The sequence below is a fragment of the Microbacterium sp. genome (assembly GCF_029263575.1).
In the GTDB taxonomy this organism is placed as follows: Bacteria; Actinomycetota; Actinomycetes; order Actinomycetales; family Microbacteriaceae; genus Microbacterium.
This window is the reverse complement of the sequence record NZ_JAJUFV010000040.1, coordinates 1-20,253: the sequence shown is the minus strand read 5'-3', so window position 1 is coordinate 20,253 and position 20,253 is coordinate 1. Positions and strand designations below refer to the sequence as shown.

Sequence of the window (20,253 nt, the reverse complement as noted above, 5' to 3'; positions counted from 1 at the left end):
GCTTCCGTGCGGTCGACGACCTCCTCGCGGTGCCCGGCATCGGTGACAGTGTGCTGGGTGGGCTGAAGGATCTGGTGCGCGTGTGAGCACGCCGCGCGTGCGCGATCTGCGCCTGGTGCCCCTCGCCGCAATCGTCTGGGTCACTGCTTTGGGCTGCGTGTTCTTCCCGCTGGTCTCCTGGTGGTGTGTGCTGGCCGGACTGGGCGGGGCAGCCGTGGCGCTCGGGGTTCTGCTGCATGACAGGGCGCGCGGCAGGGCGCGCGGCGGCGGGCTGCTTGTGCTGTTGGCCCTGGCCGCGGCGGCTGCAGCGATGACAGCGGCGCTGGCTGTTCCGCAGCGCGAGGCCGCTGCCGAGTGGGACGGGCAATCTGTGGAGGTTGTCGGTGAGATCGCCTCGTCGGCGTCAACGGGCAGTGACGGGCGCATCTGGTTCGATGTGAACACGCACACCGTGGGCGATGCCGACTCGCCGGAGCAGCTGGCCGTGCCGATCCGCATCGGGTCCGAGCGCATCGACGGGCTGGAGCTCGGCGCGGTCATCCGCGCCGGTGGGCGGGCGCTTGTCACCGATCCGGGGGAGCGGGCGGCACTCGTGCTGTTCGGTGACGACATCCAGGTCGTCACCCCTGCCGAGGGCGTCTTCGGCGTCGCGGCCCAGATGCGAGCGGACTTCGTCGAGCGTGCCGTGGCCCTTCCCGAACCTGGCGCCGGGCTGCTGCCGGGGCTTGCCGTCGGTGACACCCGAGCCGTCTCGGAAGAGCTCAACGCCGCCATGCTGTCATCGGGGCTAAGTCATCTGACGGCAGTGAGCGGGGCGAACTGCGCCATTGTCGTGGGCGCTGTGTTCTGGCTGGTGGCGCTGTGCGGCGGTGGCCGCATGACGCGCATCGTGCTCGCCCTGGCCGCGCTGGCCGGTTTCGTCGTGCTCGTCACGCCCGAGCCGAGCGTCATTCGCGCAGCCACGATGGCCGGACTCGTGATGCTGACTCTGATGTGCGGGCGCCCGAGCGCCGGTGTGGGCGTGCTGTGCCTGGCGGTCGTCGGCATTCTCATCGCCGACCCGTGGCTCGCCGCGACAGCAGGCTTCGCGCTCTCGGCCGCGGCGACGGCAGCGCTGATCGTGCTCGGCCCGCCCCTGGCTCGTGGTCTCGGGCGGTGGATGCCGCAGCCACTGGCTCTGGCCCTGGCGATTCCGCTCGCGGCCCACCTGGTGTGTGGCCCGATCATCGTGCTCTTCGCCGAACAACAGTCGATCATCGGGGTCGCAGCCAACATTCTGGCAGCGCCAGCGGCGCCGATCGCGACCGTGGTGGGCCTGTTGGCCTGTCTCACAGCACCGATTCCGATGCTCGCTGATCTGCTCGCGGCATCCGCTTGGCTGCCGGCCGCGTGGATATCGACCACGGCGACGGTCACAGCGGCGCTGCCGGGCGCCGCTGTCCTCGTGGTTCCGGGGATCATCACAGCGCTGATCATCGCGGGGCTGAGCGCCGCGATCGGCATCGTTCTGTGCGGCTCGGCAGGTTCTTGGGGGCGCCGTCTGCATTCCGCGTCGCTCGTGGTGCTGATCGTCGCGGTGGCGCTGACCGGCGCACGCATGCTGCTGGGCGGGCCGCTGGCTGCGATGCGGGTGCCGGAAGGCTGGTCGGTCGCCGCGTGCGATGTCGGGCAGGGCGATGCGCTGCTCGTGCGCTCCGAAGGGCAGATTGCGCTCATAGACACGGGGATCGATCCGGCACTTCTCAGAGCGTGCCTGGATGCTCTGGCGATCGGACGCATCGACCTGCTCGTGCTGACGCACTTCGACGCGGACCATGTGGGCGCGGCATCCGTCGTCATCGGGCGCGTCGAAACCGTGCTGCACGGACCGACCGGTTCGGCAGCCGATGCGCAGTTGCTTGATGAACTGGCCGGTGCCGGGGCACAGCTGGTCTCGGCGTCGACGGGGATGCGCGGGCAGCTCGGCGGGGCCTCGTGGCAGGTGCTCTGGCCGCGAGAGCGATCTGCCGCGTTCCCCGAGGGCAACGATGCCAGTATCGTCGTCGAGTTCGCCGGGGGAGGAGTGCCGCGTTCGCTGTTTCTCGGCGACCTGTCGGCCACCCCGCAGCGCATGCTGAGTACACAGTTGCATGGCGTATACCCGGTCGTGAAGGTCTCGCACCACGGCAGCGCTGATCAGGATCCCGGACTGTATGCCGCTGTGCGGCCCGCTGTGGCCATAGTCAGCGCCGGGTCGGGCAACGACTACGGGCACCCGAGAGCTGAGACCCTCGACCTGCTGGAGGCCGTCGGCGCGCGAGCCCTGCGCACCGATCTGCAGGGGAGGATCCTGATCGGTCTGGCGGGTGATGAGCTGCAGGTGTGGACTGAGCGTTCCGGAGCCGGCGAGAACGCTGCGGATGTCGATGACCCCGGGTAGGCTCATTTCATGCCCGCTCCTCGTTCTTCAGCCCGTGGCGGCGCGAAGGCGACGAAGATTCCCCAGGTTTCGTGGCGTGAGCCGCGCCCGGCGCCCGTGGTGCTGGTCTCCGGCCCCGAAGAGGTCTGCGCAGAGCGCGCGATCGCCGGCATCCGCAGCTATCTGCGCGCGGAAGATCCGGCGTTGGAGGTCAGCGACGTCCGCGCTGATGACTATGCTCCGGGGACCCTGCTCTCGTTGACCTCGCCGTCGCTGTTCGGTGAGCCTCGGCTCGTGCGCGTGTCGGGCGTCGAGAAGTGCACGGATGCCTTCATCAAAGAAGCGGTGGCGTATCTCGAGCACCCGCAAGAGGGCGCGACGGTGTTGCTGCGGCACACGGGCGCGAGCGTGCGCGGCAAGAAGCTGCTCGACGCGCTTCGCGGTGGTGCTGGCGGGGGAATCGAGATCGCCTGCCCGACCATCAAGCGTGACTCCGACCGGGTCGACTTCGCGGCCGGTGAGTTCAAGGCCGCGCAGAAGCGGATCGCCCCGCCGGCTTTGCGCGCTCTGGTCTCGGCGTTCGCCGACGACCTCACCGAGCTGTCGGCTGCCTGTCAGCAGCTGATTCGTGACGTCGAGGGCGACATCACGGAAGGCGCCGTCACCAAGTATTACGGCGGCAGGGTGGAGGTCTCAGCCTTCGTCGTCGCCGACACGGCTATCGCCGGTCGGTACGGTGAGGCGCTCGTGGCACTGCGTCACGCCCTCGACTCGGGTGCAGACCCTGTACCGATGGTCGCGGCTTTCGCCATGAAGCTGCGGACGATGGCGCGTGTCGCCGGTCAGCGCGAACCCAGCCGCAGTCTCGCACAGCGGCTGGGAATGAAAGACTGGCAGGTCGATCGGGCACGGCGCGACCTGACCGGGTGGAACGAACGATCCCTGGGGCTGGCCATCCAGGCCACGGCCCGCGCGGATGCCGAGGTCAAGGGTGCTGCACGCGACCCGATCTTCGCACTCGAGCGCATGGTCGCCGTCATCGCCACCCGCGCCCCCTTCGGCGAGTAGCCCCCGGGGTGCCTCGCACTTCGACGGGCTCAGTGGTCGGCCGCGCTTCCGGTCCCTGAGCCTGTCGAGTTCCGGCCCCTGAGCCTGTCAAAGGGTCCGGTTCCGGCGGGCGAGAACGAGAAGAAGCCCGCCCCGGCGAACCGGGACGGGCTTCAGAGATCTTCGGCTCAGAGAGCGGCGACCTGCTTCGCGAGAGCGGACTTGCGGTTCGCAGCCTGGTTCTCGTGGATGACGCCCTTGCTGACAGCCTTGTCGAGCTTCTTCGAAGCGACCTTCAGCGTTGCCTCAGCAACGGTCTTGTCACCCTTGGTGATAGCCTCGCGGGTGCTGCGGACGAGGGTCTTCAGCTCGCTCTTGACGGCCCTGTTGCGGACCTGAGCCTTCTCGTTGGTCTTGTTGCGCTTGATCTGCGACTTGATGTTTGCCACGCGTGGAAACTTTCGTTCAGGGATGGATGGGATGTGTCGTCAGCAGAAGAGGGCTACTGGGCGACGGTCGTGAGGGATCAACCCACACGCAAGCCAAGAACCAACTCTACCAGGTTTATCGCCGAACGCTGACGCGCCCCTGGTGCGCAGACGACCGGATGCGGCATGCTGGGCGCACTCGATGTAAAGGAGCGTGCGATGACCGATATCGCTGGCCCACCCCACCCGTACCCGTCCGTTCCCCATCGGCTGCGCTGGTCCGCCGCCACCGCTGCCTTCCAGATCGAGGGTGCGCGGGCAGCAGACGGCCGTGGCCGCTCGATCTGGGACGACTTCGTCGACACCCCCGGGTCGGTCCTTGACGCATCCACGGCCGAGCCGGGACCGGACAGCTACCACTGCAGCAGCGATGACGTGGCGCTGTTGCAGCAGCTGGGCGTCGACCGCTACCGCTTCTCGATCTCGTGGGTGCGGGTTCAGCCCGACGGCAGGGGAGCCGCCAGCCCGGCCGGACTGGCCTACTACGACCGACTCGTCGACGAGCTGCTCGCCGCCGGCGTCACGCCGTTTCCGACGCTGTATCACTGGGATCTCCCCGTGAGTCTGGAGGCGGAAGGAGGATGGCTCGCCCGGGAGAGCGCCGAGCGCTTCGCGGAGTACACCGCGATCGTGGCATCCGCGTTGGGCGACCGTGTGCGGCACTGGTACACGATCAACGAGCCGGTGTCGACCTCGCTCCAGGGGTACGCGATCGGTGAGCTCGCCCCCGGGCGGCAGCTGCTGTTCGACTCGTTGCCGAGTGTTCATCACCAGTTGCTCGCCCACGGGCGTGCCGTCTCGATCCTGCATGAGCATGGCGCAGCATCCGTCGGCATCGCCAATAACCACACCTGGGTGAGGCCGGCATCCGACAGCGACGCCGACCGTGAGGCGGCGTATCTCTACGACCTCATCCACAACAGGTTGTTCGCCGACCCGGTGCTGACGGGCGCCTATCCCGACCTCGCGGCGCTGGGAGTCGAGCTGCCCGTGCACGAGGCTGACATGGAGGCGATTGCCACAGCATCCGATTTTTACGGGGTGAACTTCTACAACCCGACGACGATCGCGGCGGCTCCCGAGGGTGCGCCCGTGCCGTTCGTGCAGGTTCCGACGCCGGGAGCGGAGCACACCGGGTTCGGGGAGCTGTGGCCGATTCGCCCGTCCGCGTTGACCGACTTCCTCATCGACGCGAAAGCGCGATACGCGAACCTGCCGGCGATCATCATCAGCGAGAACGGGGCATCGTTTCCGGAACCCGACCGGGTCGACGCCGCGATCGATGATCGCGAACGCATCGCCTATCTCCATGGGCACATCGGCGCCGTGGCGGATGCCGTGCGGGAGGGGGTGCGCGTCGACGAGTACACCGTGTGGTCGCTGCTGGACAACTTCGAATGGGCTGACGGCTTCACCCAGCGGTTCGGACTGGTGCACGTCGATCAGGAGAGCTCCGAGCGCACACCCAAGGCATCGTTCGAGTGGTACCGGCGTCTGATCGCGAGCACCAGATCATGATCGCTCCCAGCGTGCGAACCGGCAGAGTCGGAGCCGGATGGCTCACCCTGTTCGCCCTCGCCTGGCTCGCGATCTGGACGGTGCAGCTGACTCCTGTGCAGCTGTTGCTCCCGCTGCAGCTCGACACACCAGGTGGGGTGAGCGACTGGATCGAAGGCGTCATCTGGTCGGGACTCATCCTTTCGATCGGCGGCGTCGCCGGGGTCATCGCCGGGCCCCTTGCCGGCCTGCTCTCTGACGGCACCTCATCGCGATGGGGCAGACGCCGACCGTGGGCGATCGGGGGAGCGCTGCTCGCTGCCGCCTCACTGCTGCTTACCGGCAGCGCTGTCGACCCGCTCGCCGTCGGTTCCGCGTGGGTGGGCGTCTCGGTCGGGGTCGCTGTGATCTCGGCCGCCCTCACCGCGATGATCGCCGATCAGGTGTTCGCACAGCGCGGTGCAGCATCTGCCGTCGTGAGCTCTGCCCAGGCCGTGGGGATCGTCGTGGGCGTGGGCGCCGTCGTGCTGCTCGGACTCGGCATCGGCGCGAGCTACACCGTGCTGGCCGGGTTCATCCTCATCGTCGGAGTCGGCACGGCTGTGCTGCTTCCCGATCCGCCGGCGACGTGGGCTCGGCCGCCGGTAAAGCCGACATGGCGCGAACGCCTGGGCGCCCTGCAGGATCACAGCTTTCGGTGGGTGCTGCTGAGCCGTCTGAGCGTCAACATCGGCAACGCGCTGGGTACAGCACTGCTGCTGTTCTTCCTGCTCTATGGCATCGGCTCACCCGCCGAGAGTGCCGAAGACGATCTGCTGGTGTTGATCGTGATCTACACGATCTTCGTCGTCGCGGCCTCGCTCATCGCCGGGGCGATGAGCGACCGTTCGGGGAGGCGCACACCCATCGTCGTGATCGCAGCCCTCATCCAGGCGGCATCCGCGGTGATCATCCTCGTGTCGCCGACGTTCATCGGCACAGCCATTGCAGCCGGCGTCATGGGAGTGGGATACGGTGCGTACATGGCTGTGAGTCTGGCACTCGCGACCGATCTGCTGCCCCGCCCCGAACACCACGCCCGCGATCTCGGGATCGTGAATGTGTCGGCCAACCTCGGTCAGCTCCTCGGACCCCTGATCGGAGCGGGCCTCGTCGCCCTCGTTGGAGCCTTCTGGCTCCTGTTTCTGGTGGCCGGCATCCTGTCGGTCATCGGAGCCGTCATGACGCTTGCTGTGCGCCGTGCTGAAGCGTCGCCGCAGCCAGATCGAGCAGCGCGTTGAACACACGTGGTCGCATCGCCGTGACGAGATGAGAGGTGCGCGGCACGACGATCAGCTCGGAGTGCGGCGTCAGTCGGCGAAAGAGCTTCTCGTGGCCGCGCAGTTGGTCGTACTGGCCGTTGATCCACCACAGCGGGACACGGATGCGTCGGACATCGGTGAGCAGGTCGAGCGCGGCGAGCTCCCGAAGCGCCATGTCTTGTGTGTGGAAAGCGTAGCCGCCAGCGGCGAAGTCCTGGCGAGTGTCGTCCGGCAGGGTTGCCGCGAGCACGCGATTGGTGATCCACTGGCCCTGATCGGGCAGGGCGTTGAATGTGCGTGCAGCGAACCGATATGCGGCAAGAGCCGTGCCGCGGGGGAGAGCGGTACAGGAAGCCCCGATGAATCCGGCGATCGGCGGTGAGGATTCCCCGCCTGCGTATGCGACCGATAACAGCCCGCCCATGGAGTGGCCGACGAGAAGCACGGGTCCGCGACGGGCAGCATCGCGAACAGCTTCGTCGATCGTGCTCATTGCCGCCGCCAGTGTGAAGCTCTCATGCATCCGCCGACCATGGCCGGGCAGATCGACCGCGACGGCCGAGATATCTCGCGCGGCGAGATGCGCGAGCTGCGAGCGCCACATCGTGCGAGACGTGCGGATGCCGTGTACGAAGACGACCTGGAGACTCACAGCTTCAAGCATAGAAAAGCGGGGCCGGTGGAACGAACCACCGGCCCCGCTGGGGAACTGCGTCGTGCCTACTTCATCCAGCCGACGTTCTCGACCGGCTGCACGCCGAACCCGTCCAGGCCCACGTAGGGCTCCGGGGTCAGGTTCGCCAGACCGGTCTTGACAGCCGAGATCGACGGACCGTTGTAGAGCGGGATGAGGCCCCAGTCCTGGAAGATCTCTGCCTCGAGCTTCATGGCCGCAGCCGTCTGCTCTTCAGCGCTGGTCAGCGACTCGACCTCTTCGTGGATGCGCTCGTCCATCTCCGGCGACTGGACACCCGAGAGGTTCAAGCCCATGTCCATGCAGTACAGCTGGCAGAACCAGGCGGCACCGAACGGGTCAGACGAGGTGAAGCGCAGCGACGAGACGTCCCAGTTCTTCGAGACGTAGTCGTTCGAGAAGTCGGTCGACGGGCGGATGTCGATCTGGAAGTCGATGCCGACCTCCTTCATCTGCGCCTGCAGCGACTTGGCGATGGCCTCCTGCGTGGCGTCGTCGCTCCACACCGGGAAGACCACCGAAAGCTTCTCGCCGTCCTTCTCACGGATGCCGTCATCACCCTCGACCCAGCCAGCCTCTTCGAGAAGAGCCTTGGAGTCGTCGGGGTTGTACTCCCAACCGGCCTCGGCCAGGGCGTTCTCATAGCCGGGCTGGAAGGGGAACAGCGTGAGCGAGCCGGCCGGCTCCTCTTCGTAGTCGAGGCCGTTCCACGCGATCTGCTTCTGCTGATCGATGTTGATGGCCTTGAAGAACGCCTCGCGAACCTTGACGTCCTCGAACTGCGGCTTCTCTGCGTCGACCTGGATCAGCGTGCTCGCGGTCTGCGTTGAACGGTAGATCGTGATGTCGTCCATGTCGCTGACCTGCTCGAGGCGGTCCTTGGTGTTGACACCGACCTGGTCGATCTCATCAGCCTTGAACGCATTGATCGACGCGGAAGCCTCGAGCGCGCGGAACGAGACCTTGTCGAGGAGCGGCTCGTCGCCCCACCACTCGGTGTTCGGAACGAACGAGACGTATCCGCCCTTCGCATCGAACTCGTCGATCGTGTACGGCCCTGCGCCCCACTCGGGGTGCGGGTTGTCGATCATCGCCGTGTTGAAGGTCTCGGGGTCGTTCAGCGCCGGGTGGATGATTCCTGTGAGGAACGGCATCTCGGGCCAGGCGAACTCACCGTCGAACGTGACGATCGCGGTCTTGTCGGTGTCACCCGGCTCGACCGAAGCGATCTGCTTGTAACCGTCGGTGGCGTTCGGGTTGAACTCTTCGTTGGTGCCGTTGTTGGCCTGCCACGTCGCCTCGATGGCGGTCCAGTCCATGTCGGTGCCGTCGTTCCAGTGCGCCTCTTCCGTGAAGGTGAAGGTGATCTGGGTGTTGCCGTCAACCGTGTCGATCGACCACTCGTCGAGGTACGCGTCGTGCTTGTACGGGGTGCCGTCGGCCTCCTGCAGCAGGATCTGCGGCATGTACCACGCGGCAAGGCGTGCGGTGTCAGCCGACGCGTCGCCGTTGAACGAGTTCAGCTGCTCAGGGATCTCGTTCGTCGGGAAGCGGGCTTCGCCGCCCGCCTGGAGAGCGTCACGGTCCTGCGGGTTGTAATCCGCGGACTTCGTCTCTTGGGGCTCTGTGTCGTCGTCGCCGCCACCGGTGTCGGCTGCGCAGCCTCCGAGGGCAAGTGCGAGGGCTCCGCTGAACGCGATCGCCCCCATCAGCTTGTACTGCTTCATGGTGCTCCTTTCGCCTTTCGGCGTGTTCGCCAGTAGGCGTGTCATAAGGGGAAGAATAGTTGGACTGCCAGTCGAATACTCGGCACAGCAGTGAATGGTGCCTAACTGTTATGGGACAGTAACCGACCGTTATCTGCCTGTGTCCGTTCCGAGCGCGACTACCTCGCGGTCGGATCGAAGACGATGCGCTCGCGGGTGCGTTCGATATCGGGATCGGGAATCGGAATCGCCGAGAGCAGCGCCTTCGTGTAGGGATGGCGCGGGTTCTCGAAGATGTCGTCGACATCGCCGTGCTCGACGAACTCACCCAGGTACATCACGGCGACACGATCGGCGATGTGGCGCACGACCGAGAGGTCATGTGCGACGAACAGATACGAGACGCCGAGCTTCGCCTTCAGATCGTCGAGCAGGTTGATGACACCGGCCTGAATCGAGACATCCAGCGCGGAGACCGGCTCATCCAGCACGATGATCTTCGGCCGCGTCGACAACGCACGCGCGATGCCGATGCGCTGACGCTGGCCACCCGAGAACGCGCCGGGGAAGCGGTCGATGTGAGCGGGGTTGAGCCCGACCAGATCCATGAGTTCCTTGACACGGTTGTGGGCCTGCTCGCGCGTGATTCCGATCGCCTTCAGCGGCTCGGCAATGACGTCTGCGACAGTCATGCGAGGGTCGAGCGCGCCCATCGGGTCTTGGAAAACGATCTGGATGTCGCGCCGGACCTGCCGTTCGGTGCTGTACTTGCGGATGTCATTGACGCTCGTGCCGTTGATGACGATGTCACCATCGTTCTGCTTGACGAGGTCCATGATCTGCAGCAGAGTCGTGGTCTTGCCTGAGCCGGATTCGCCGACGATCGCCATGGTCTCTGCCTCGCGCACGTCGAAGCTGACCGACTTGACGGCGTGCACCTCGCCGACCTTGCGCTTGAAGAACGCACCCTTCATGAGCGGGAACGTCTTGTTCATGTTGCGCACCTCGAGGGTGACGGCGCGCTGCTCGCGCGGCGTGGACGTCAGGGCGCTCGCGACACTCTCGCGCACGGGGTAGACCGGCTGGCCATCGATCAGGCCATTGTCATCGATCTCGTGTGAACGGATGCAGGCCGCCAGATGTGGCTCACCAGAGGCCGAGGGCACCTCGGCGAGCGGCGGCTCGCCGTCACGACAGGCGCTGATCGCGATCGGACAGCGATCTGCGAACGGGCACGCGTCGGGAAGATTGATCAACAGCGGCGGGTTGCCCTTGATCGGCGTAAGTGGCTCTTTCTCCTTCTTGTCCACGCGGGGGATCGCGCCGAGCAGTCCGATCGAGTAGGGCATCCGGGTCGCGTGGAAGAGTTCGCGCACCGGGGCGTGCTCGACGGGGCGGCCAGCATACATCACGAGCACGTCGTCGGCCATGCGCGCGACGACGCCCATGTCGTGCGTGATCATCAGGGTCGCGGCGCCGGTCTCTTTCTGCGCCGTCTCGATGAGGTCGAGGATCTGCGCCTGAATCGTCACGTCCAGGGCCGTCGTCGGCTCGTCTGCGATGATCAGCTTGGGATTGTTGGCCATCGCGATCGCGATGACCACACGCTGGCGCATTCCGCCGGAGAACTCGTGCGGGAAGCCCTTCATGCGCTTCTCGGGTTGGGGGATACCCACGAGCGTGAGCAGCTCGATGGCTCGATCCCACGCCTGCTTGCGCGACATCCCGCGGTGAATCGTGAGAGCCTCGATCAGCTGGTCGCCGATCGTGTAGACCGGCGTCAGTGACGTGAGCGGATCCTGGAAGATCATCGCGAGGCCGTTGCCGCGGATCACCGACATCTGCTTGTCGGTCTTGCCGAGCAGCTCGTGACCGTCGTAGACGATCGACCCGGTGACCTTGGCGTTCTCATCGAGCAGGCCCATGATCGCCAGTGACGTGACGGACTTGCCTGAGCCGGACTCACCCACGATGCCGAGCGTCTTGCCCTCTTCGAGATCGAAGGAAACGCCACGAACAGCATCGACGCGGCCAGCCTCTGACGCGAAGCTGACCTTGAGGTCGCGGACGGAGAGGATGTTGCTCATGCGCGGCCTCCTGCTGCCGAAGTCGGATCGAGTGCGTCGCGCAGTCCGTCAGCCACGAGGGCCATCGACACGGTCAGCAGCGTCAGTGTGGCCGCGGGGAAGTAGAACAGCCAGGGCGCGCTGGTGATGGTGTTCGCTCCCGAGCCGATGAGCGAGCCGAGCGAGACATCAGGAATCTTCACGCCGAAGCCGATGAAGGACAGTCCCGTCTCAGCCATCACGGCGTTGACGATGCCGAGGGTGAAGTTGATCACCAGCAGCGAGCCGATGTTCGGCAGCAGGTGGCGCATGACGATGCGCATGCCGCGCACGCCCATGTAGCGGGCTGCGTGGATGTACTCACGCTCGCGCAGTGATAGCGCGGTCGTCCAGATCACTCGTGCGGGGAAATACCATCCGACGACGAAGATCATGATCAGGGCGATCACACGCCAGTCGCCGCCGGAGCGGTTCGAGAGCAGCGAGAGGATCAGGAAGCTGGGGATCACCATCATGAAGTGGATCACCATGAGGATGATCTTCTCGGTCCAGCCGCCGAAGTATGCGGCCGCTGTGCCGATCACGGCTGACAGGATCGTGGTTCCCACCGACACGCTGACGGCGATCATGAGTGAGCGCTGAAGACCGACAGCTGTCTGGGCGAACGTGTCGTTGCCGGATGCGGTCGTGCCGAACCAATGCTCGATCGATGGCGGTGTGCCGAGGTTCAGGAAGTCCAGCTCAATGTGGTCGTACTTGGCGATCAACGGAGCGAAGATGGCGAACAGCACGAGCAGCACGAAGATGACGATGCCGGCGACGGCTGGCTTGTTGCGCATGAAGCGCCGGGTGTACAGAGTCCACTTCGACAGCGGCTTGCGGTCGTCGAGAGGAAGGCTGGCGGTTGTCTGCGTGCTCATATCAGCTCACCCTCACTCGCGGGTCGAGGACGACGACGACGATGTCGGACAGGATCGCGCCGAACGCGGTCAGAAGTCCGGCGAAGGCCGCCGTGGCTACTACGCCGTGGATATCGCTCTTGGTGATCGTCTCGATGAAGTACTGGCCCATGCCGTTCCAGGCGAAGATCTGCTCGGTCAGAATCGCGCCCGTGAACACCGCGGGGATGCTGAAGGCGACCTGGGTGGCCACGGGGATGAGCGAGGTGCGCAGCGCGTGCTTGCGGATCGCCTGCGGTTTGGTGAGACCTTTCGCGCGTGCGGTGCGGACATAGTCGGCGTTGATGTTGTCCAACAGGAGCGAGCGCTGCAGGAAATGCGTGCCCGCATATCCGACGATCACCAGTGCGATCGTCGGCAGTGTCAGATGCTGCAGTTTGTCTATCAGGTAGGGGAAGAAGCCGTCGACGTCGCGGCCGCCCGAGCCGGTGACGTAGAAGATACGCACACCGACGAGATCATTGAGTGCGATCGCCAGCAGCACGATGCCGAGCGCCGCGACGATGATGTTGACGTTCATCGTGATGATCGACGTGGCCTGCCCGATGCGATCGGCGAGCTTGTACTGGCGTGACGCGGTGTACACGCCGAGCGCGATGCCGAGGACGGTCATGATGATCGTCGCGCCGAGCACGAGCTCTGCGCTGACCCACATGCGATACGCGACCTCGTCGTTCACCGAACCGCCCGTGGGGCTGACTCCCCAGTCCCAGCGCAGAACAACGCCGCTGATCCAGTTCCACCACCGTTCCCAGATCGGAACGGTGTCGCTGAGATTACGCGGCTCGAGGAGATTGACGATCTGCTCTTCACTGAGCGGAGGACGCCGACCCACATAGTTGTTCCGCGGATTGAGGAAGCCCCAAGCCAGGAAATACGTGATGTTGGTGGCGACCGCGATCATCAACAACCAGCCGAAAATACGGCGGAGGAGGTACTTGATCAAGGTTTCGTCTTTCTTCGTTTCAGACGCGCTCGGGATCGTCCGACGCAACGCTGGGTCGGGATGACAGTCAAGCATCATCCGTCTGTTTGTGCGATGCCCACCCCGGGAAAAGGTGTGTCACGGAGTCGTATCGCGTGTGGCACTCAGTGTCAGCTCATGAACCAAGGCAACCTCGGGAGACTATCACTGCTCGCCCAGAATCGGGGATTAGGGGTGACTCACCGTAGACTTGTCGAGACATGTCACCACGCGCTCTCACTCCGCTGTCGCCTGCCGCGACCCCGGCTTCGCAGATCCGAAATTTCTGCATCATCGCTCACATCGATCACGGCAAGTCGACCCTTGCCGACCGCATGCTGCAGATCACCGGCGCGGTTCCCGATCGGGAGATGCGCGCACAGTACCTCGACCGGATGGATATCGAGCGCGAGCGCGGCATCACGATCAAGAGCCAGGCCGTGCGTATGGCATGGGAGGTCGACGGCGAGGCTGTCGCGCTGAACATGATCGACACCCCGGGCCACGTCGACTTCACCTACGAGGTTTCTCGTTCGCTTGCGGCCTGTGAGGGGGCGATCCTGCTCGTCGACGCGGCGCAGGGTATTGAAGCGCAGACTCTCGCGAACCTCTACTTGGCGTTGGAGAACGACCTCCAGATCATTCCGGTGCTGAACAAGATCGACCTGCCGGCCGCTGACCCCGATAAGTTCGCTAAGGAACTCGCAGATCTCATCGGCGGCAGTCCCGACGATGTGCTGCGGGTGTCCGGCAAGACCGGTGTCGGTGTTGAAGACCTGCTCGACCGGCTCGTGCGTGAGGTTCCCCCGCCCACCGGCGATACCGAGGCGCCGGCGCGCGCGATGATCTTCGACTCGGTGTACGACACCTATCGCGGCGTTGTCACCTACGTGCGCATGATCGACGGCAGCCTCGCGCCGCGTGAGCGCATCCAGATGATGTCGACGCAGGCAAACCACGAACTGCTCGAGATCGGCGTTTCCAGCCCCGAGCCGATCCCCTCACAGGGACTCGGCGTCGGTGAGGTGGGTTACCTCATCACGGGTGTGAAGGACGTGCGCCAGTCGAAGGTGGGCGACACCGTCACCACGAGCCGCAACGCAGCTGCCGAGCCGCTGCCCGGCTACACCGATCCCAAGCCCATGGTCTATTCGGGGCTCTATCCCATCGACGCGAGCGACTACGGCGACCTTCGTGAGGCGCTCGACAAACTCAAACTGTCGGATGCCTCCCTCGCCTATGAGCCCGAGACCTCTGTGGCGCTCGGTTTCGGCTTCCGCTGCGGATTCCTCGGGCTGCTGCACCTCGAGATCATCACCGAACGGCTGTCGCGTGAGTTCGATCTCGACCTCATCACCACGGCTCCCAGCGTGGTTTACGAGGTCACGACCGACACAGGCGAGACCGTGACGGTGACGAACCCCAGCGAGTATCCCGACGGCCGGGTCGCGACGGTGACCGAGCCGATGGTCAAGGCAGCGATTCTGCTCCCGAAGGACTACGTCGGCACCGTCATGGAGTTGTGTCAGTCACGGCGCGGCACTCTTCTGGGTATGGAGTACTTCTCCGAAGAGCGCGTCGAGCTGCGCTACAACATTCCGCTCGGCGAGATCGTGTTCGACTTCTTCGATCAGCTGAAGTCGAAGACGCAGGGCTACGCCAGCCTCGATTACGAGCCCTCGGGCCACCAGGAGGCTGATCTGGTCAAGGTCGATGTGCTGCTGCAGGGCGACAAGGTCGACGCGTTCAGCGCGATCGTGCACCGTGACAAGGCATACGCCTATGGCACCCTCATGACCGAGCGGTTGCGCAAGCTCATTCCCCGGCAGAACTTCGAGGTGCCGATTCAGGCGGCCATCGGCGCACGGATCATCGCCCGTGAGACGATTCGTGCGCTCCGCAAGGACGTGCTCGCCAAGTGCTACGGCGGCGACATCAGCCGTAAGCGCAAACTGCTCGAGAAGCAGAAAGAGGGCAAGAAGCGCATGAAGATGGTCGGTCGCGTGGAAGTGCCGCAGAACGCGTTCATCGCGGCGCTTTCCGGGGATGTCGAAGGCAAAGACAAGAAGTAGTCTGGAACGTATGCGGCGCGGAACTTTCCGAGACGAGACGGTGGATTACGCAGCCGTCGGGGCCACTCACGCCCCAGACCTCATGCAATACCCGCCCGAGCGGAGCATCCCGGCAGAGAATGCCTGGCGCCTCGGCAGCGGGGAAGAGCGTTTCCGTGCCGCGGGTGACGCGCTGTTGGCATGGACGGCGCAGCGTGCTGCCGGGCTCAGCGTCGAAGACGTGCGCCCCGCCGCAGGGCCGACATACGCCGGTGTGAGCTTCGATGCCGAGGGCAATCCCATCGCTCCGAGCAAGAGTGAGATCGAACAGCGCTTCGATGCTGAAGGCACCCCGCTGGCCGGGCCCGGAATGACGTTGCAGTTGCGCGGTCGCGTGTCGGGAATGCGAGCGGATGCCGAGCTGAGGGTGATCTCGGTGACCGAGGAACCGCGGCGCGTGGGGTTCGTCCTGGGCACTGTGGGCGGCTCGGTCGTCAGCGGTGAAGAACTCTTCGCCATCGACTGGTACGAAGACAACGATGAGGTCTGGTTCACTGTGCGCGCTTTCGATGCACCGGCGAGCCTGCTCTACCGGCTCGTACCGGGGCTCATCCGACGTCGACGCAAAAAGCTGTTCGCGCGTTACCTGCGGGCGATCTCCCCGCTGTTCGCGACGCCGCTGTGATGGCGGGGCCGCTGCCGCTCGGTGACCCGGCGCCGTCTGACGGGCGTTTGCCGCAGGATCTGTCGATCGATGCGCACGTACCGTTCTCGGCTTATCTGCACATTCCGTTCTGCCGGGTGCGCTGCGGGTACTGTGACTTCAACACCTACACCTCGAGTGAGTTGCGTGGCGCCCGCCAGGAGGATTACGCCGATACGCTCGCCGGCGAGATCGCGCTCGCCCGAAACGTGCTGGACGACGCTGGCGCGCTGCGCGAGATGGACACCGTCTTCTTCGGCGGCGGGACACCGACTCTTCTGCCCGCCGGCGACCTCGCACGGATGCTCGATACGGCTGTGCGGGCGTTCGGTCTCGCGGCCGGGGCCGAGGTCACGGTCGAGGCGAACCCCGATACGGTGACGCCCGAGATCGCGCGGCGCCTGGCCGATGCCGGAGTGACGAGAGTGTCGATCGGGATGCAGTCGGCGGTTCCGCATGTTCTCGCGGCGTTGGATCGCACGCACCGTCCCGAGAATGTGCGCACGGCTGTCGACGCTGTGAAGGATGCCGGACTCGCCGTGAGCGTCGATCTCATCTACGGCGCTCCGGGGGAGTCGCTCGACGACTGGGAGGCGTCGTTGGACGCCGCGCTGGAGCTGGATCCCGATCACATCTCGGCGTATGCCCTCATCATCGAGGCTGGCACGAAGCTCGCGCGGCAGATCCGTCGGGGCGAAGTGCCGGCGCCCGACGACGATCTGCAGGCCGACATGTACGAAAGCTCGGATGCACGACTGTCGGCCGCGGGCTTCGAATGGTACGAGTTGAGCAATTGGGCGCGCAGCGCCGAGCAGCGTTCACGGCATAACCTCGCTTATTGGCGCGGGCACGACTGGTGGGGTTTCGGTCCCGGAGCGCACAGCCATGTCTCGGGGCTGCGCTGGTGGAACGTGAAGCATCCTGCCGCGTACGCGCAGCGGCTCGCGGCATCCGAATCGCCTGCCGCAGGCACCGAACGGCCGGATGCCGAGGCGCAGTTGCTCGAGCGTGTCCTGCTGGAGAGCCGGCTGAGCGACGGGCTGGCGATCGACGCGCTGCCGGCGGCGAATCGGACGCGGGTCGCCGGGCTCATCGCCGATGGTCTGATCGAGGCGCAGCAGGCGCTGAAGGGACGCATCCGGCTCACGCTGAGGGGCCGGTTGCTCGCCGACGCCGTGGTGCGCGAGCTGACAGATCACCACAGCGGCTAGAATTGGCACTCTGAGTATTCGAGTGCCAGGCGAAGGAGGTGAGACATGGTCAGCGATCGCGGACTCGAGGTGCTGCGTGCCATCGTGCAGGACTATGTCGAATCGCACGAGCCTGTGGGCAGCAAATCCATCGTCGATCGACACTCCTTCGGTGTCTCGGCCGCGACGATTCGCAATGACATGGCGCAGCTCGAAGATGAAGAGCTCATCGTGGCGCCGCACACCTCGTCGGGGCGCGTTCCCACAGACAAGGGCTATCGCGTCTTCGTCAACCACCTCGCGCAGCTTCGTCCGCTCTCGACGGCACAGCGCAGCGCGATCGAGGCGTTCCTGGCCGATCCGGCCGATCTCGACGATCTGATGGCTCGCACGGTGCGCGTGCTGACACAGGTGACCGGTCAAGTCGCTCTCGCGCAGTACCCGTCGTTCGCGCGCGCCCACCTGACGCACATCGAACTCGTCTCGCTCGCGCCGAATCGGCTGCTGGTCGTGCTCGTGACGGATGCGGGGGGCGTGTCCCAGCGCATAGCCGGGCTCCCCGTCGACCTCGACGACGCCGACGTCGCCGTGCTCCGTGCGCGGCTGTCAGCGCTGCTGACCGGGCAGTCCGTGCAGGAAGCCAGCGACCGCGTGCTGTCGTTCACGATCCCGACCGACGCCCCGCGCATCGATGTCGCGGCCCAGACCATCGCCGGAATCATCGGGGAGGAACTGGCGGAGTTCCGTCACGAACGGCTCGTCATGGCGGGTGCCGCGACTCTCGCGCGTCGGGAGCAGGACTTCCGCGGCAGCATCCATCCGCTGCTGGAGGCAATCGAAGAGCAGGTGACGCTGCTGCGCCTCATGAGCGAGATGGTCGCAGACGACCAAGGGCTCGCGGCGAGCATCGGGGCCGAGAACGAGGCCTTCGGCATACCTGAGGCATCGATCGTGGCCAGCAACTATCTGACGCCTGGCGGCACAGCGCGTGTCGGCGTCATGGGGCCGACACGCATGGACTATCCGAGCAACCTCGCCGCAGCGCGGGCAGTAGCCCGCTATCTGTCGAGGATGCTCGATGAAGACGAGGCGAGCCGCTGAGGCTGGCCGATGACGTACGCACGCAGGAAAGGTGATTGTGGCGGACCACTATGAGGTTCTCGGAGTCTCGCAGGACGCGACGGCGGAAGAGATCAAGAAGGCGTATCGAAAGCTCGCCCGGCAGCTGCACCCGGATGTGAATCCGGGCGAAGAAGCAGCCGAGAAGTTCAAGCTCGTGACGCACGCGTACGACGTGCTGAGCGACGCTGATTCCCGTCGCCGGTACGACATGGGCGGCGGCGAGGGCGGTGGTGACTTCGGCGGATTCGGAGGCTTCGGCGACATCTTCGAGACGTTCTTCGGGGCGTCTCAGGGCGGGGGCCGCAGCGCGCGGCCGCGGTCGCGTCGTGAGCGCGGCCAAGACGCCCTCGTGCGCGTCACGCTCGAGCTCGGCGACGTCGTCTTCGGCGCGCACCGCGACATCGAGGTCGATACGGCTGTGCTGTGCGAGACCTGTCAGGGATCGTGCACGCAGGCAGGCACGTCACCGGTCACGTGCGACATCTGCCACGGCTCGGGCCACGTGCAGCGCCAGGTGCGCAGCCTCCTCGGCAACATCGTCACATCCCAGCCCTGTGGCAGCTGTGAGGGCTACGGCACGACGATCCCGCATCCCTGCGGCACGTGCGGCGGTCAGGGGCGGGTCCGTTCGCGTCGTACCGTATCGCTCGATATTCCCGCAGGCGTCGAGACGGGTCTGCGCCTGCAGCTTCCCGGTTCGGGCGAGGTCGGACGCGCCGGTGGCCCCAACGGCGACCTCTACGTCGAGGTCACGGTGTCGCCGCACGCGGCCTTCAGCCGTGAAGGCGATGACCTGCTGGCGACGCTGGAGGTGTCGATGGCCGATGCCATTCTCGGCACCGAGACCTCGATCGACGGCCTCGACGGCCAGGTCGATCTCGAGATCCGTCCTGGCGTGCAGTCCGGTGACATCCTGACGATCAAGGGTCGCGGCATCACGCCGCTGCGCGGCAACCAGCGCGGTGACCTCCGGGTGGGCGTGCAGGTGGTCACCCCCACCAAGCTCGATTCGGCACAGCGTGCACTGATCGAAGACTTCCAGAAGAAGGCGAAGGCTCCCCGGCCGCAGCTCGCCCAGTTCCAGCAGGGGCTGTTCTCGAAGCTGCGTGACCGCTTCCGCCACTGACTCTCAGCCACAGATTCGGAGTGCCACCGTGCTGCACTTTCTCGTCGCCAGCGCATCGACGGCATCCGTCGGCGAAACGGTCTCGCTGACCGGAGCAGAGGCCAAGCACGCAGCTGTCGTGCGCAGGCTGCGCGTCGGCGAGTCCATCAGCGTGGGCGATGGCGCGGGCGTGTGGCTGGAGGGCAAGGTCACCGACGTGTCGGCAGCCCGCGTCGACGTCGAGATCATCTCGCGCTCGGAAGCAGACGCCCCGGCCACCCGGCTGGTTCTGGTCCAGGCACTTGCCAAGGGCGACCGCGACGAGCTCGCCGTGCAGGCTGCTTGCGAACTCGGTGTCGATGACATCGTGCCGTGGCAGGCGTCGCGCAGTATCTCGCGCTGGGACGGCCCGAAAGCTGTCAAGGGACGCCAGCGGTGGGCGACGATCGTGCGCGAGGCCGCGAAACAGGCGCACCGCGCGTGGGTCCCCGAGGTGACGGAGCCGCTGACGGCGGCGCAGCTGGTCTCGTTCGCGGCGGGCAAGCGGATGCTGGTACTCGATCCGACCGCAACAGCACGGCTCTCCACCGTGCGCGCGGATGACCGCGACATCGTTCTCGTCGTGGGGCCGGAAGGCGGTATCACACCCGAAGAACTCGAGAAGTTCGAAGCCGCGGGGGCCGAGCGGGTGCGCTTGGGTGAGACGGTGCTGCGCACATCAACGGCCGGGCCCGCCGCCATCGCCGTGCTCTCGAGTGCGCTGGGCCGCTGGTGAGCGCCACAGGTAGACTGAGACCATGACGGAGCCATCGACCTTCACACGCATCCTGACCGGCGAGATTCCCGGCGAGATCGTGGTCGACACCGGCACGGTATTCGCCATTCGCGACATCAACCCGCAGGCGCCGCTGCACATGCTGGTCATCCCCAAGACCGAGCAGTACCGCGACGTCACCGAGCTC

General features: G+C 65.7%; 17 protein-coding genes. 11 read left to right on the top strand and 6 right to left on the bottom strand.

Features of this window, described 5'->3' with window-relative positions; genetic code table 11:
- Window positions 1–82: 82 nt before the first annotated feature.
- Entirely contained in the window at window positions 83–2,419 is a 2,337-nt protein-coding gene (locus Q1J95_RS06205; protein WP_300266489.1) for a ComEC/Rec2 family competence protein, read from the top strand.
- 9 nt (window positions 2,420–2,428) lie between these two features.
- Entirely contained in the window at window positions 2,429–3,466 is a 1,038-nt protein-coding gene (gene holA, locus Q1J95_RS06200) for a DNA polymerase III subunit delta (protein ID WP_300266488.1), read from the top strand.
- Window positions 3,467–3,633: 167 nt separating this feature from the next.
- On the opposite strand, the gene rpsT is transcribed toward holA, so the two are convergent.
- Complete coding sequence (rpsT, locus tag Q1J95_RS06195) at window positions 3,634–3,894, bottom strand: 30S ribosomal protein S20 (RefSeq protein ID WP_300266486.1); 261 nt, start codon at window positions 3,892–3,894, stop codon at window positions 3,634–3,636.
- Window positions 3,895–4,092: 198 nt separating this feature from the next.
- On the opposite strand from rpsT, the gene Q1J95_RS06190 reads away from it, so the two are divergent.
- Both Q1J95_RS06190 and Q1J95_RS06185 read left to right on the top strand, forming a co-directional pair.
- Window positions 4,093–5,451: a GH1 family beta-glucosidase gene (locus Q1J95_RS06190; protein ID WP_300266485.1), complete on the top strand. Its 1,359-nt coding sequence runs from the start codon at window positions 4,093–4,095 to the stop codon at window positions 5,449–5,451.
- Window positions 5,448–6,710: an MFS transporter gene (locus tag Q1J95_RS06185; RefSeq protein WP_300266484.1), complete on the top strand. Its 1,263-nt coding sequence runs from the start codon at window positions 5,448–5,450 to the stop codon at window positions 6,708–6,710. The genes Q1J95_RS06190 and Q1J95_RS06185 overlap by 4 nt, the downstream gene beginning before the upstream one ends.
- Here Q1J95_RS06185 and Q1J95_RS06180 read toward each other — a convergent pair.
- The 5 genes from Q1J95_RS06180 to Q1J95_RS06160 all read right to left on the bottom strand — a co-directional run bounded on the left by Q1J95_RS06180 (window position 6,649) and on the right by Q1J95_RS06160 (window position 13,102).
- Complete coding sequence (locus Q1J95_RS06180) at window positions 6,649–7,383, bottom strand: alpha/beta hydrolase (protein WP_300266483.1); 735 nt, start codon at window positions 7,381–7,383, stop codon at window positions 6,649–6,651. The two genes, Q1J95_RS06185 and Q1J95_RS06180, sit on opposite strands and share 62 nt — an antisense overlap.
- Window positions 7,384–7,451: 68 nt before the next feature.
- Window positions 7,452–9,152, bottom strand: a complete 1,701-nt coding sequence (locus Q1J95_RS06175; RefSeq protein WP_300266482.1) for an ABC transporter family substrate-binding protein — start codon at window positions 9,150–9,152, stop codon at window positions 7,452–7,454.
- 158 nt (window positions 9,153–9,310) lie between these two features.
- A complete protein-coding gene (locus Q1J95_RS06170; RefSeq protein WP_300266481.1) occupies window positions 9,311–11,218 on the bottom strand; it encodes an ABC transporter ATP-binding protein in 1,908 nt (635 codons plus the stop codon).
- On the bottom strand, window positions 11,215–12,117 hold the full coding sequence (locus Q1J95_RS06165) for an ABC transporter permease (RefSeq protein WP_300266479.1): 903 nt from the start codon (window positions 12,115–12,117) through the stop codon (window positions 11,215–11,217). Before Q1J95_RS06165 ends, Q1J95_RS06170 begins: the two co-directional genes overlap by 4 nt.
- A gap of 1 nt (window position 12,118) precedes the next feature.
- A complete protein-coding gene (locus Q1J95_RS06160; protein WP_300266477.1) occupies window positions 12,119–13,102 on the bottom strand; it encodes an ABC transporter permease in 984 nt (327 codons plus the stop codon).
- A gap of 239 nt (window positions 13,103–13,341) precedes the next feature.
- On the opposite strand from Q1J95_RS06160, the gene lepA reads away from it, so the two are divergent.
- The 7 genes from lepA to Q1J95_RS06125 all read left to right on the top strand — a co-directional run.
- On the top strand, window positions 13,342–15,192 hold the full coding sequence (gene lepA, locus Q1J95_RS06155) for a translation elongation factor 4 (protein ID WP_300266476.1): 1,851 nt from the start codon (window positions 13,342–13,344) through the stop codon (window positions 15,190–15,192).
- A gap of 10 nt (window positions 15,193–15,202) precedes the next feature.
- A complete protein-coding gene (locus tag Q1J95_RS06150) occupies window positions 15,203–15,856 on the top strand; it encodes a DUF1990 family protein (RefSeq protein ID WP_300266475.1) in 654 nt (217 codons plus the stop codon).
- Window positions 15,856–17,085 (top strand): radical SAM family heme chaperone HemW, encoded by a 1,230-nt coding sequence (hemW, locus tag Q1J95_RS06145; RefSeq protein ID WP_300266473.1) that lies wholly within the window; start codon window positions 15,856–15,858, stop codon window positions 17,083–17,085. Before Q1J95_RS06150 ends, hemW begins: the two co-directional genes overlap by 1 nt.
- Window positions 17,086–17,130: 45 nt before the next feature.
- Window positions 17,131–18,165: a heat-inducible transcriptional repressor HrcA gene (hrcA, locus tag Q1J95_RS06140; protein ID WP_300266471.1), complete on the top strand. Its 1,035-nt coding sequence runs from the start codon at window positions 17,131–17,133 to the stop codon at window positions 18,163–18,165.
- 37 nt (window positions 18,166–18,202) lie between these two features.
- Entirely contained in the window at window positions 18,203–19,312 is a 1,110-nt protein-coding gene (gene dnaJ / locus Q1J95_RS06135) for a molecular chaperone DnaJ (protein ID WP_300266491.1), read from the top strand.
- Window positions 19,313–19,340: 28 nt separating this feature from the next.
- Window positions 19,341–20,066, top strand: coding sequence for a 16S rRNA (uracil(1498)-N(3))-methyltransferase (locus Q1J95_RS06130; protein WP_300266470.1), 726 nt, complete (start codon window positions 19,341–19,343; stop codon window positions 20,064–20,066).
- Window positions 20,067–20,088: 22 nt separating this feature from the next.
- The coding region (locus Q1J95_RS06125) for an HIT domain-containing protein (protein WP_300266490.1) at window positions 20,089–20,253 on the top strand (165 nt) is incomplete at its 3' end.